Source organism: Geodermatophilus ruber (assembly GCF_900114385.1).
Taxonomy (GTDB): domain Bacteria; phylum Actinomycetota; class Actinomycetes; order Mycobacteriales; family Geodermatophilaceae; genus Geodermatophilus; species Geodermatophilus ruber.
Map to the genome: position 1 here is coordinate 38,141 of NZ_FOSW01000016.1, position 11,926 is coordinate 50,066.

The following is an 11,926-nucleotide window of genomic DNA, read 5'->3' on the forward strand; positions in this document are numbered from 1 at the left end:
CGGGCGGCGGCATTCCCCTCCCGGACCGGAGCCCTGCGTTGCCCTTCAGCCTGACCCCCAAGGATTCGAGCTTCTACCCGCTGTTCACCGCCTCGGCACAGAACCTGGTGGCGGCCACCGACGTCCTCGGCGAGTTCATCCACGACCAGGCCCGCCGCGGCCCGCTCGCCGACAAGCTGCGTGAGCTCGAGCACGTCGGCGACCAGTCCACCCACGCGATCTTCCGGCAGCTGAACTCCAGCTTCGTGACGCCGTTCGACCGGGAGGACATCTACAACCTGGCCAGCGACCTCGACGACGTCATGGACCACATCGAGGCCGCCGCCGACCTCGTCGTCCTCACCGGCCTGGGTGCCCTGCCGGCGGAGATGGCGCAGCAGACGGCGCTGCTCCAGCGGGCCGCTGTCACGACGGCGGAGGCGATGCCGCGGTTGCGCTCGCTCAAGGACCTCTCCGACTACTGGATCGAGGTCAACCGGATCGAGAACGAGGCCGACAAGCTCTACCGACGGCTGCTCTCCCGGCTCTACAGCGGCGAGTTCGACGCGCTGGAGATCCTCAAGCTCAAGGAGGTGGCCGACCAGCTGGAGGAGGCCGCGGACGCCTTCGAGCACGTGGCGAACGTCGTCGAGACGATCACCGTCAAGGAGTCCTGAGCCGGATGGACGCGGCCTTCGTCGCCCTGCTCGTCATCATCCTGGTCGCCCTGGCCTTCGACTACACCAACGGCTTCCACGACGCCGCCAACGCCATCGCCGTCGCGGTCTCCACCAAGGCGCTCACCCCCCGGGTCGCGCTGGCCCTGGCCGCCGTCATGAACCTCGTCGGGGCGCTGCTGTCGACCGAGGTGGCCAAGACCGTCGGCGCCGGGATCATCGCCCCGCCCGAGGGCACCGGCGGGCTCGAGATCGTGTTCGCGGCGCTCATCGGGGCGATCGCCTGGAACCTGATCACCTGGTGGTTCGGGCTCCCCTCGTCCTCCTCGCACGCGCTCATCGGCGGCCTGGTCGGCGCCGCGCTGGCCGCCGCGCACACCGTGCAGTGGATGGGCGTGGTCGAGAAGGTCGTCATCCCGATGGTCGTCTCACCGCTGGTGGGCTTCGGCCTGGGGTACCTGTTCGTGCTGGCGATCCTGTGGACCTTCCGCCGGTCGAACGTCGCGCGGGCCAACCGCGGGTTCCGCTACGCGCAGATCGCCAGCTCCGCGACCATGGCCCTCGGCCACGGCCTGCAGGACGCACAGAAGACGATGGGGGTCATCACCCTCGCGCTGTTCACCGCCGGGGAGATCGACGACTTCACCGTCCCCCTGTGGGTGGTCCTGGCCGCGGCCCTGGCGATCAGCGCCGGCACCTACGCCGGCGGCTTCCGCATCATGCGCACGATGGGGCGGCGGATCATCCAGCTGACCCCGGCGGGAGGCTTCTCCGCCCAGACGGTCGCCTCGGGCGTCATGGTCACCACCGCGACGGTGTTCGCCGTCCCGGTGTCCACGACGCACATCACGACCACCTCGATCATGGGCGTCGGTGCGACGCGCCGGCTGTCGGCGGTCCGGTGGGGCGTCGCCGGCAACATCGTGGTCGCCTGGATCGTCACGCTGCCCGCGGCCGGCGCGATGGCCGCGCTGGCCTTCTTCCTCACCTCCGCCGTCGTCGGCTGAGGGCACCGGTGACCGGCCACCCCCGAGCCCTCTCGCTCGGCCCACGGGGGCGCGCTCGTCGCAGCGGAGCCGGGGCGCGACGAATCCCCTTGACGCGTAAGTCTATCGATCTGGTAGACATTGGGCCGTGACACGGACGACGGCGCTGCTCCTGGTGAGCCGACGGCACGTCGATCTGCTGCGCGTCTGCACCGCCGCCTGTCCGGTCTGCTGAGCCCCGCGCCCCCGAGAGCGCACTCCTGCTCGATCCGCGCTGTGCCGCGCCCTGCTGCGCGCCCGCGGTCCGCCTCGTGAGATCCCGGAGTCCAGCCCCGTGAAGACACTCGTCCTGCTCGCCCTCGTGGGCTTCGGCGCGCAACTGGTGGACGGCAGCCTGGGCATGGCCTATGGCGTCACGTCCACCACGCTGCTGCTGGCCATCGGCACCAACCCGGCCGCCGCGTCGGCCACCATCCACCTCGCCGAGATCGGGACGACGCTCGCCTCCGGCCTCGCGCACTGGAAGTTCGGCAACGTCGACTGGAAGGTCGTCGCCAAGATCGGCGTCCCCGGCGCGATCGGCGCGTTCCTCGGGGCGAACGTGCTGTCGAACCTGTCCACCGAGACCGCCGCGCCGGTGATGTCGCTGATCCTGCTGTCGCTCGGCGTCTACCTGCTGATCCGGTTCACCCTCCGCGGCGTCGACCGCCGGCACCTGGGCAAGCCGATGCGCAAGCGCTTCCTGGGCCCGCTGGGCCTGGTGGCCGGCTTCGTCGACGCGACCGGCGGCGGCGGGTGGGGCCCGGTGGGCACCCCGGCGATCCTGGCCAGCGGCCGGATGGAGCCGCGGAAGGTGATCGGCTCGATCGACACCTCCGAGTTCCTCGTCGCCCTCGCCGCGAGCCTGGGCTTCCTCGTCGCGCTGGGGACGCAGGGCATCGACCTGATCTGGGTGCTCGGCCTGCTCGCCGGCGGCCTGGTCGCCGCCCCGATCGCGGCCTGGCTGGTGCGGCACGTGCCGCCGCGGATGCTGGGCTCGCTGGTCGGTGGCGTCATCGTGCTGACCAACACCCGCACGCTGCTGCGCAGCGACTGGATCGACGCCTCCGACCCGGTCCGCTACGCGGTCTACGCGGTGCTGTACCTGATCTGGGCCGCCGCCGTCGTCCACTCCTTCCGCGAGTACCGCAAGGACCGCGCGCTGGAGTCCGCCGATGCCCTCGCGGCCGGGAACGGCCGGACGCACGACGAGATCGAGCTGCCGGCGGACGCCGCCGACGCCGCGGACCTGGACCGCAGCCTGACCCGCGGCCGCCCCAGCGCCCCGCAGGACTGAGAAGGGCCCCTCCCAGGCCCCCTCCCCGGCACGGCCGGGGAGGGGGCCTGCCGCCGTCCATGGGGACGTCCTGCCCCCAAGGCCCCTGCTCAGCGTCCGGCCGGGCGGGCGCGGACGTGCATCCGCTCCCCCTGCGGGCCGAACAGCATGAGCACCTCGGCGTCGCGGTCGCCGGCGCTGCCGAACCAGTGCGGCACGTGCGTGTCGAACTCGGCCACCTCGCCAGGGGCGAGCACGAGATCGTGCGTCCCGAGCAGCAGCCGCAGCCGCCCCGAGAGCACGTAGATCCACTCGTAACCCTCGTGCGTCTGCAGCTCCGGACGGTCCCCGCCCGTCGCCCGGGGCGGGATGAGCGCCCGGTACGCCTGGAGCCCGCCGGGGCGGCGGGTCAGCGGCCACATCGTCATGCCGTTGCGGCGGATCGGCCGCGGGTGCACCCGCGGATCGGCGGCCGACGGCGCACCGACCAGCTCGTCGAGCGGCACATGGTGGGCGCGGGCCAGCGGCAGCAGCAGCTCCAGCGTCGGCCGCCGCTGCCCGGACTCCAGGCGCGAGAGCGTGCTCACCGAGATGCCGGTGGAGGCCGAGAGCTCGGCGAGGGTCGCGCCGGCCTGCTGCCGCAGGGCGCGCAGCCGCGGTCCCACGCCGGTCAGCACGCCGTCCACATCGTCAGCCATGTCCCCATTTGCCGATATGGCAACGGAAGTTGTCAAGAGCAGGCCGCCGATCGCAGAGTCGGTCCGTCCCTGCGAGGCGAGGGACCGAACCCAGCGGAGGAGCCGACATGGAGCAGCAGTACGACGTCGTGGTGGTCGGCGGGGGCGCCGCCGGGCTGAGCGGGGCGCTGGCCCTGAGCCGCGCCCGCCGCTCGGTGCTCGTGGTGGACGACGGCGCACCTCGCAACGCCCCCGCCGGCCACGTGCACAACTACCTGGGCCGGGAGGGGACGCCGCCCGGCGAGCTGCTGACCGCCGGCCGGAGGGAGGCCGCCGGGTACGGCGCCGAGTTCCTCGCCGGAGAGGCCACCGGCGCGCGGCCGGTCGACGACGGGTTCGTCGTCGACCTGTGCAACGGCTCGTCGGTGCGGGGTCGCCGGCTGCTGGTGACGACCGGGCTGGTCGACGAGCTCCCCGACGTGCCCGGGGTGCGGGAGCTGTGGGGGCGCGACGTGCTGCACTGCCCGTACTGCCACGGCTGGGAGGTGCGCGACCAGCCGGTCGGCGTGCTCTCCACCGGCCCGCTCGGCGTCCACGGCGCGTTGCTGTGGCGGCAGTGGAGCGCCGACGTGACGCTCTTCCAGCACACCGGGCCGGCGCCCACCGACGAGGAGCGGGAGCAGCTCTCGGCCCGGGGCATCAGCGTCGTCCCCGGGGAGGTCGCCGGCCTGGTCACCGCCGGCGACCGGCTCTCCGGCGTGCGGCTGGTGTCCGGACAGGTCGTGCCGCGGGCCGCCCTGGTGGTGGCGCCGCGATTCACCGCCCGGTCCGGCCTCCTCGACGCGCTCGGGCTGCCCGCAGTCGACCAGGAGATGGCCGGGCACGTGTTCGGCAGCGCCGTTCCGTCCGATCCGTGGGGCGCCACCGCGGTGCCGGGGGTCTGGGTCGCCGGCAACGTCACGGACCTGCGCGCTCAGGTGATCAGCTCCGCCGCGGCCGGGCTGAACACCGCGGCGGCCATCAACGCCGACCTCATCGCCGAGGACACCCGCCGGGCGGTCGCCGACCGCGCCGGCCAGCACGGGCACGGGACGGCGCACCGCCACGCGTGCACCGCGCAGGACGCCGCCGCCTGGGACGAGCGCTACCTGTCCTCCCCGAGCGTGTGGAGCGGACGGCCCAACGCGGCGCTGGTGGCCGAGGTGGCCGACCTGCCCCCCGGCCGCGCGCTGGACCTGGGCAGCGGAGAGGGCGGGGACGCCGTCTGGCTGGCCTCCCGGGGCTGGCGGGTCACCGGCGTGGACTGGTCACCGACTGCGCTGCAGCGGGCCGCCGTGCACGCGGCCGAGGCCGGCGTCGGCGACCGGGTCGAGTGGGTGACGGCCGACCTGACCACCTGGACGCCACCGGCCGGCGCGTTCGACCTGATCGCAGCGGCCTTCCTGCACCCGACGGCGGCGGAGCGCGCGGCGCTGCTGGCCCGGCTGGCCTCTGCGCTCGCGCCCGGCGGCGCGCTGGTGTGGGTGGGGCACGACTACACCGAGGAGCGCGCGGTCTGGGGCGCGGACCGGTTCGCGGACGTCGACGACGTCGTCGCCGACCTGCCCGGCGACTGGGAGGTGCTGGTCGCCGAGCAGCGCCCGCGGGAGGCGCGCGGCCACGAGGGCGGGGCGCCGCCCCTCGTCGACGTGGTGGTGCGGGCCCGCCGCCGCTGAGCGCTCTCAGCGGGCGGCGAGCAGCTGCTTCTCCAGCTCGGCGGGCAGGCCGGGGGACGGCCGACCGTGAGGGGGCGGGGGCAGCTGGTCGACCGTCTGGAGCCAGGCCCAGGTGGCGGCGACCGACTCCGCCAGCGGCCGGCTGGGCAGCCCGAGCGCGCGGGCCCGCGTCGTGTCGACGTCCCAGGCGGTGCGGGCCACCTCGGCGGGCAGCCACAGCGGCAGGTGCTGCCACGGTTCCACCCCGGCCGCCAGCAGCTCCTGCTCGGGCACCGGCACCCACTCCGCGTCGCTGCCGGTGACCTCCCGGACCAGGTCGAGCAGGCCGCCGAAGGTGGTCATGCCGGCGGGCCCGGTCGCGCTCACCCCGCCGGAGGCGCCCGCGGCGGCCAGGTCGACCAGCCAGCCGGCCAGGTCGCGGGCGTCGACGACGGCGATCGGCTGGTCGAGCGCGGCGGGGACGACGACCCGCCCGCCGCGGGCGATCCGCCGCAGCCACCAGCCCAGCCGATCCACGCGGTCGTCCGGGCCGACGATCAGCCCGGCGCGCGCGGTGAGGAAGCGGCCGGGCAGCGCGGCGCCGAGGATGCGCTCGGCGTCGGCCTTGATCGGGCCGTACTCGTCCTCGTCGCTGGTCCAGGTCGGCTCGTCGTCCTCCGGGCCGATCGGCCCGGGTGGCCAGTGGGCGTAGGCGTTGAGGCTGCTGACGAAGGCGTAGCCGTGGACCCCGCCCAGGACCGCGGCGGCGTTGCGGGCCGCGGCCCGGGTCTGGCAGGAGGTGTCGACGACGAGGTCGGGCTGCCAGTCCGCCAGCGCCGCCGGCAGCGCGGCGGGATCGTCACGGTCGCCGTGCAGCGCCCGGACGCCGGCCGGTGGCTCCCCGGAGACGCCGCGGGTGAAGGTCGCCACCTCGTGACCGCGGTCGAGGCCCGCCGTCGCCACGTGCCGGCCGAGGAACTGGGTGCCGCCGAGAACCAGGAGTCGCATGCCTGCAGCTCAGCCCAGCCGCTCCCCCGCCGTCCAGCCGGTTCACGACCGGCGTAAGACCCCGTCCGGAGGCTCGCCGTGAGCGTGCGAACGGTGAGGGGGACGGGGTCCTTTCTCAGACCGCGCGGGTCACCGGCAGCACGGGCACCTGCGGCAGCGGCGTGGAGCGCGCGGCGGCGAGCACCATCTGCGGCGAGCGCGGCAGCCCGCGGCGGGTGCACAGCCGCAGCGCGCGGGTGCCGGTGATGACGTCGGTCTCCGGCGGGACGGCGAGCAGGTCGGCCCGCCGGGCGCCGCCGGCCCAGCTCAGGCAGACCACACCCGGGTCCATGCTGCGGAACCCGCCGGTGCGCACGACCCGGCCGCCGACGAGGACCTTGCGCGGGGCCGGGAGCCAGGCGTCGAGGGCGTAGGTGAACCGCTCGATCCGCACCCCGCGCTTGTCGAGGGCGGCGACCAGCTCGGGCACCTCGACGGCGAGGTCCCGGCTCCGGGGGAACCAGGCGCCGTCGAAGGCCTGTTCACCGGACCCGGCATCGCTGCGCAGGCTCACCCGGACGTCGATGCCGCCCCGGTGACCCTCGTTGTCCAGCGTTGCGCGGGTGGTCCTCATCAGCGTTCGGCCGCCTCTCTCGTTCGCCCCGGCCCGGTGCACACGGGCCCGAGGCGACCGTAGGCAGCGGGAGCGGGGGGCTCCGGCGAGCCGCGGATGGGCGGGTCGCCGGGCCCCGGCTCGTCATCACGGCCGGTAACGAAACGATCACGGCAGCCTCCCGGCCCGGTACGCGCGAAACCCCCTGCCCGCGGGTGCGGACAGGGGGTTTCGCGCGCAGGGGGTCAGGCCTTCGGCTTGCGGTTCTTGGCCTTGCCGCGCTCGCTCTGGTCGAGGATCACCTTGCGCACCCGGACGGCGGCCGGGGTGACCTCGACGCACTCGTCCTCGGCGCAGAACTCCAGCGCCTGCTCCAGGTTCAGGATCCGCGGCGGGATCAGCCGCTCGAGCTCCTCCGCGGTCGAGGACCGCATGTTGGTGAGCTTCTTCTCCTTGGTGATGTTGACGTCCATGTCGTCGGGCCGGGAGTTCTCCCCGACGATCATGCCCTCGTAGACCTCGGTGCCCGGGGCGACCATCATCGAGCCGCGCTCCTGCAGCGAGAACATCGCGTACGAGGTCGCCACGCCCTGCCGGTCGGCGACCAGCGAGCCGGTCGGGCGGGCGCGCATGTCGCCCAGCCACGGCTCGTAGCCCTCGAGGTTGTGGTTGAGGACGCCGGTGCCGCGGGTCTCGGTGAGGAACTCGGTGCGGAACCCGATCAGCCCGCGGGACGGGACGATGTACTCCATCCGCGCCCAGCCGGTGTCGTGGTGCACCAGGTTCTCCATGCGCCCGCGGCGGGTGGCCAGCGCCTGGGTCAGCGTGCCCACGTACTCGCCGGGGGTGTCGATGGTGACCCGCTCGACCGGCTCGTGCAGCTTGCCGTCGATCTCCTTGGTCACGACGGTCGGCCGCCCGACGGTCAGCTCGAACTCCTCGCGGCGCAGCTGCTCGACGAGGATGGCCAGCGCCAGCTCGCCGCGGCCCTGCATCTCCCAGGTGTCGGGGCGCTCGGTGGGCAGCATGCGCACCGAGACGTTGCCGACCAGCTCCTGGTCGAGCCGGTTCTTGATGAGGCGGGCGGTGAGCTTCTTGCCGGACTTGCCCGAGATCGGCGAGGTGTTGATCCCGATGGTGATCGAGATCGACGGCTCGTCGACGGTCAGCGGCGGCAGGGGGCGCGGGTCGTTCGGGTCGGCGAGGGTGTCGCCGATCATGATGTCCTCGATGCCGGCGATGGCGACGAGGTCACCGGGGCCGGCGCTCTCGGCCGGGGTCCGGGTGAGGCCCTCGGTCATCAGCAGCTCGGTGATCTTGACGTTCTTGACCGTGCCGTCCGTGCGGCACCAGGCCACCTGCTGGCCGCGCTTCATCTCACCGGAGTGGATGCGCAGCAGCGCCAGCCGCCCCAGGAACGGGGAGGCGTCCAGGTTGGTGACCTGCGCGCGCAGCGGCTCCTCGGCGTCGTAGCTCGGCGCCGGGATGGTCTCCAGCAGCGTCTTGACCAGCGGCGCCAGGTCCGGGCTGTCCGGCACGGTGCCGTTCTCCGGGCGGTTCAGCGACGCCTGACCGGTGCGCCCGTTGCAGTAGACGATCGGGAACTCGAGCGCATCGGGGTCCAGGCCGTTGTCCTCGAGCAGCTCCATGAACAGCTCGTAGGTCTCGTCGACGACCTCGTCGATCCGCGCGTCGGAGCGGTCGGTCTTGTTGACCGCCAGGATGACCGGCATCCCCTTGCCCAGCGCCTTGCGGAGCACGAAGCGGGTCTGCGGGAGCGGCCCCTCGGAGGCGTCCACGAGCAGGACGACACCGTCGACCATCGACAGGCCGCGCTCGACCTCGCCCCCGAAGTCGGCGTGGCCGGGGGTGTCGACGATGTTGACGACGACGGGGTTGCCGTTCTCGTCGGCCAGGTGGATCGCGGTGTTCTTGGCGAGGATGGTGATGCCGCGCTCACGCTCGAGATCCATCGAGTCCATGACGCGGTCCTGCGTGGTGTCGGCGTCCGTGCCCTCGCCCTTGGCGCGGCCGAGGGCTCCGGCCTGACGGAGGAGGGCGTCGACCAGGGTCGTCTTGCCGTGGTCGACGTGGGCGATGATCGCCACGTTGCGCAGGTCGTCGCGGGTGGGCATGCGGAAGGGCACCTCGGAAGAGTTCGGGGAGCCGCCGCACGGTCGCGCGCGGGGCATCAGGTGTAACGGCCGCCGGCCCGGCGACCTTCCCACTTTAGGTGTTCAGCGCCGGGTGACCGCTGCCTGCGGCCGGTCGGCCACCGCGAACGTCACCCCTGCAGCGGCGATCGTGACCAGACTCACGGCCAGCCAGGCCGCCATCCCCACGCCCAGCGCCAGCACGTGGGCCAGCACGAACGCACCCACGTAGAGCCCACCGAGGCCGAGAGCGACCGCCCAGCCGCGCCGCTGCACCCACAGCCACGCCGCACCCAGGCCGCCGAGGGCGAAGAGCGCGCCACCCAGCGCCCGGATGCCGGTGCTCTGGGCGACGCCGAAGCCGGCGGCCAGCCCGACCGCGACGAGGACGGCGGAGGGGAAGCGGGTGCGGGCGCGGGTCAGGGTCGAGCTCGTCATGCCGCCCAGTCTCCCCTCCCCGCGTCCGCCTCCCGGCGCGGGCCGGGCCGGTTCTTCCGCCGGCCAGGGGCGCACGGGGCGGGCCGACGCCTCCGGCCGGAGCTCCGTCAGCTCCGGGTCGCGGCAGCGACGGCGGCGGCGAGGCCGGCCGCCGTCCGGTCGGCCAGCGCCTTCCCGTCGACCAGCACGGTGGGAGTGCTCGTGACCCCGGCCCGGCTCGCGTCGTCGGTGACCTGGCGGGTCCACTCCGCGAACCGCAGGTGGGTGATGCCGTGGGTGACGGCGGCGCCATCGGCTCCGGCCTGCGCCGCGAGCGCGGTCAGTTGCGCGTCGGTCAGCCCGCGGCTGCCCTCGGCCGGCTGGTGGGCGAACGCCAGGTCGTGGAAGGCCAGGAACGCCCGCGTGCCTGCCGCGTCGGCGACCACGGCCGCCGCGTTCAGGGCCCGGGTCGAGTACCGGTCGGTCGAAGCCCGGTCGAGGACGGCGATCGGGTGGTAGCGCACCTGCGCCGTCCCGCGCGCGGCCAGGACGGCCAGCGTGCCGCCGGTCTCGGCCTCGAAGCGGCTGCAGACCGGGCACTGGAAGTCCTCGTAGACGTCGACGGTCACCGGCGCGCGGGGCGAGCCCGCGACGAACGCCGTCCCGCCGTCGACCGCGCCGGCGGGCACGGCGGCGTCGCTGCGCGCCGGCCCGTGCGACTGGACCGCGATGACGGTCAGGACGGCGACCATCAGCACCGCCACGGCGACGGCGACCCGCACCGCGGGGTGGCCACTCCGGCCGGCGCCTCGTCCAGGGTGCATCCCGACCTCCCTCCGGACGGCCGGACCGGCACCCGCGCGACCCCCGCGCCGCCCACGACCGGCCACGGGACGACGGGGACCGGCCGGTCCTCCGACACGCTGCCGACGCTGCTCCCCGGAGCCGGGGATCCGCTGGGGAGCGACTGGGAACCTCCTGGGAACCGCCGGAGCCGCCGCCGACCAGTTCCACCGGCAGGCGCGGTACCAGGACGGGCAGGACCTGTGCCGGAAGCCCTGCGCGCCATTCCGCACGCCGATCGGCGTCGGCCCGGTACGGCTGCGCGGATACGACGAGGGGCCTGGGCGGCGCTCGCCCAGGCCCCTCGGAAAATACCCACTGCCCCCCACCGCTCGCAGGCTCGCGGCGGGACCCTGCAGCGGGCGTCAGGCGGTGCGGAGCACGCCCTGGATCTCGAGCTCGACGACGATCTTGTCGGCGACGACGACGCCGCCACCGTCCATCGGCATCGCGATGTCGACGCCGAAGGCGGCGCGGGAGATCTCGGTGCGGGCGGAGAAGCCGGCGCGCGTGCCTCCGTAGGCGTCGGGGCCGAAGCCCTCGAGCTCCAGAGCCAGCGAGACGGGCTTCGTGTTGCCCTTGAGGGTGAGCTCACCGTCGACGATCCAGTCGGCACCGTCGGCGCGGACGCCGGTGGAGCGGAAGGTCATCTGCGGGTGGTTCTCGACGTCGAAGAAGTCGGCGGAGCGGATGTGCGCGTCGCGCTGCTCCTGCCGGGTGTCGATCGAGGCCAGGTCGATGGTGGCGGTCACGCTGGACTGCGTCGGGTCCTCGGCGGTGACGATCTCGCCGGAGAAGTCGCGGAAGTAGCCGCGGACCTTGCTGACCATCATGTGCCGGACGACGAAGCCGACGGTCGAGTGGGTGGCGTCGATGTCCCAGGTGCCGACGACGTAGCCGGGGATCTGGACGTGGGCGGTGCTGGTCATGGGAAGTCCCTCCGAAGTCTGGTTGAGCGTTTGACTTTCTGCTCGGTCCGCAGCCTAGTTGATGGCTCAATCATTCCGCTAGTACCCTAGTGGCATGACCGCGGTCGCGCACGGGGCGCCGAATGACCGGGCCCGCCCGGCGGGCGAGCCGCGCTGGCTCGACGCCGAGGAGCAGAAGGCCTGGCGCGCCTGGCTGTACAGCGCGCAGCTGGTGCTGGACCGGCTCGACCGCGAGCTCACCCACGAGACGGGCATCTCGCACGCCTATTACGAGATCCTCGTCGCACTGTCGGAGACCCCCGGCCGGATGCTGCGCATGAGCGAGCTGGCCGACCGCTGCCTGTCCTCCCGGAGCCGGCTCTCGCACGCGGTCTCGCGGCTGGAGGAACGCGGCTGGGTCCGGCGGCAGGTCTGCGCGGAGGACGGCCGCGGGCAGCTCGCCGTCCTCACCGACGACGGCTTCGAGGCGCTGGAGGCGGCCGCGCCGGTGCACGTGGAGAGCGTGCGCACGCACCTGTTCGACCAGCTCTCCCCCGAGCAGGTCGAGGCGATGCGCGACCTCGGCGAGACGCTGCTGCGCCACCTCGCCGCCCGCTGAGGCTGGTCCCCCGGGCTGACGCGCGGATCCCCCCACGGGTGGACGACGCCCCACCGCG

12 protein-coding genes are annotated in these 11,926 nt (G+C 73.9%); 5 read left to right on the plus strand and 7 right to left on the minus strand.

The window, feature by feature from the left end:
• Positions 1 to 38 precede the first annotated feature (38 nt).
• The 3 genes from BMZ50_RS20510 (at position 39) to BMZ50_RS20520 (ending at position 2,978) form a co-directional block, all read left to right on the plus strand.
• Positions 39 to 656, plus strand: coding sequence for a DUF47 domain-containing protein (locus BMZ50_RS20510; RefSeq protein WP_091328954.1), 618 nt, complete (start codon positions 39 to 41; stop codon positions 654 to 656).
• Between the two features lie 5 nt (positions 657 to 661).
• On the plus strand, positions 662 to 1,663 hold the full coding sequence (locus tag BMZ50_RS20515) for an inorganic phosphate transporter (RefSeq protein WP_091328956.1): 1,002 nt from the start codon (positions 662 to 664) through the stop codon (positions 1,661 to 1,663).
• A gap of 313 nt (positions 1,664 to 1,976) precedes the next feature.
• Positions 1,977 to 2,978: a sulfite exporter TauE/SafE family protein gene (locus tag BMZ50_RS20520; protein WP_091328958.1), complete on the plus strand. Its 1,002-nt coding sequence runs from the start codon at positions 1,977 to 1,979 to the stop codon at positions 2,976 to 2,978.
• An 89-nt stretch (positions 2,979 to 3,067) separates the two neighbouring features.
• On the opposite strand, the gene BMZ50_RS20525 is transcribed toward BMZ50_RS20520, so the two are convergent.
• Positions 3,068 to 3,655: a helix-turn-helix domain-containing protein gene (locus BMZ50_RS20525; protein WP_091328960.1), complete on the minus strand. Its 588-nt coding sequence runs from the start codon at positions 3,653 to 3,655 to the stop codon at positions 3,068 to 3,070.
• Between the two features lie 107 nt (positions 3,656 to 3,762).
• Here BMZ50_RS20525 and BMZ50_RS24860 point away from each other — a divergent pair, with 107 nt between their 5' ends.
• The gene (locus BMZ50_RS24860; protein ID WP_091328962.1) at positions 3,763 to 5,349 is read left to right on the plus strand and encodes a methyltransferase domain-containing protein; all 1,587 of its coding nucleotides are present in this window, start codon (positions 3,763 to 3,765) and stop codon (positions 5,347 to 5,349) included.
• 6 nt (positions 5,350 to 5,355) lie between these two features.
• On the opposite strand, the gene BMZ50_RS20535 is transcribed toward BMZ50_RS24860, so the two are convergent.
• The 6 genes from BMZ50_RS20535 to BMZ50_RS20560 all read right to left on the minus strand — a co-directional run bounded on the left by BMZ50_RS20535 (position 5,356) and on the right by BMZ50_RS20560 (position 11,270).
• On the minus strand, positions 5,356 to 6,336 hold the full coding sequence (locus tag BMZ50_RS20535) for an NAD-dependent epimerase/dehydratase family protein (RefSeq protein ID WP_091328964.1): 981 nt from the start codon (positions 6,334 to 6,336) through the stop codon (positions 5,356 to 5,358).
• 115 nt (positions 6,337 to 6,451) lie between these two features.
• Positions 6,452 to 6,949 carry a DUF5994 family protein gene (locus BMZ50_RS20540; RefSeq protein ID WP_091328965.1) on the minus strand — a complete coding sequence of 166 codons (498 nt, stop codon included), beginning with the start codon at positions 6,947 to 6,949 and terminating at the stop codon, positions 6,452 to 6,454.
• A 224-nt stretch (positions 6,950 to 7,173) separates the two neighbouring features.
• The gene (gene typA / locus BMZ50_RS20545; RefSeq protein WP_091328967.1) at positions 7,174 to 9,063 is read right to left on the minus strand and encodes a translational GTPase TypA; all 1,890 of its coding nucleotides are present in this window, start codon (positions 9,061 to 9,063) and stop codon (positions 7,174 to 7,176) included.
• A 102-nt stretch (positions 9,064 to 9,165) separates the two neighbouring features.
• Positions 9,166 to 9,519: a hypothetical protein gene (locus BMZ50_RS20550; RefSeq protein ID WP_091328969.1), complete on the minus strand. Its 354-nt coding sequence runs from the start codon at positions 9,517 to 9,519 to the stop codon at positions 9,166 to 9,168.
• Between the two features lie 107 nt (positions 9,520 to 9,626).
• Complete coding sequence (locus BMZ50_RS20555; RefSeq protein WP_091328971.1) at positions 9,627 to 10,322, minus strand: DsbA family protein; 696 nt, start codon at positions 10,320 to 10,322, stop codon at positions 9,627 to 9,629.
• Between the two features lie 384 nt (positions 10,323 to 10,706).
• Positions 10,707 to 11,270 (minus strand): YceI family protein, encoded by a 564-nt coding sequence (locus BMZ50_RS20560; RefSeq protein ID WP_091328973.1) that lies wholly within the window; start codon positions 11,268 to 11,270, stop codon positions 10,707 to 10,709.
• 94 nt (positions 11,271 to 11,364) lie between these two features.
• On the opposite strand from BMZ50_RS20560, the gene BMZ50_RS20565 reads away from it, so the two are divergent.
• On the plus strand, positions 11,365 to 11,868 hold the full coding sequence (locus tag BMZ50_RS20565) for a MarR family winged helix-turn-helix transcriptional regulator (protein ID WP_091328975.1): 504 nt from the start codon (positions 11,365 to 11,367) through the stop codon (positions 11,866 to 11,868).
• Positions 11,869 to 11,926: the final 58 nt, after the last annotated feature.

Coding starts and splice junctions, on each gene's coding strand:
- BMZ50_RS20515 (WP_091328956.1), top strand. CDS start 662: ATGGACGCGGCCTTCGTCGCCCTGCTCGTCATCATCCTGGTCGCCCTG.
- BMZ50_RS20525 (WP_091328960.1), bottom strand. CDS start 3,655: ATGGCTGACGATGTGGACGGCGTGCTGACCGGCGTGGGACCGCGGCTG.
- BMZ50_RS24860 (WP_091328962.1), top strand. CDS start 3,763: ATGGAGCAGCAGTACGACGTCGTGGTGGTCGGCGGGGGCGCCGCCGGG.
- BMZ50_RS20535 (WP_091328964.1), bottom strand. CDS start 6,336: ATGCGACTCCTGGTTCTCGGCGGCACCCAGTTCCTCGGCCGGCACGTG.
- BMZ50_RS20540 (WP_091328965.1), bottom strand. CDS start 6,949: ATGAGGACCACCCGCGCAACGCTGGACAACGAGGGTCACCGGGGCGGC.
- typA (WP_091328967.1), bottom strand. CDS start 9,063: ATGCCCACCCGCGACGACCTGCGCAACGTGGCGATCATCGCCCACGTC.
- BMZ50_RS20550 (WP_091328969.1), bottom strand. CDS start 9,519: ATGACGAGCTCGACCCTGACCCGCGCCCGCACCCGCTTCCCCTCCGCC.
- BMZ50_RS20555 (WP_091328971.1), bottom strand. CDS start 10,322: ATGCACCCTGGACGAGGCGCCGGCCGGAGTGGCCACCCCGCGGTGCGG.
- BMZ50_RS20560 (WP_091328973.1), bottom strand. CDS start 11,270: ATGACCAGCACCGCCCACGTCCAGATCCCCGGCTACGTCGTCGGCACC.
- BMZ50_RS20565 (WP_091328975.1), top strand. CDS start 11,365: ATGACCGCGGTCGCGCACGGGGCGCCGAATGACCGGGCCCGCCCGGCG.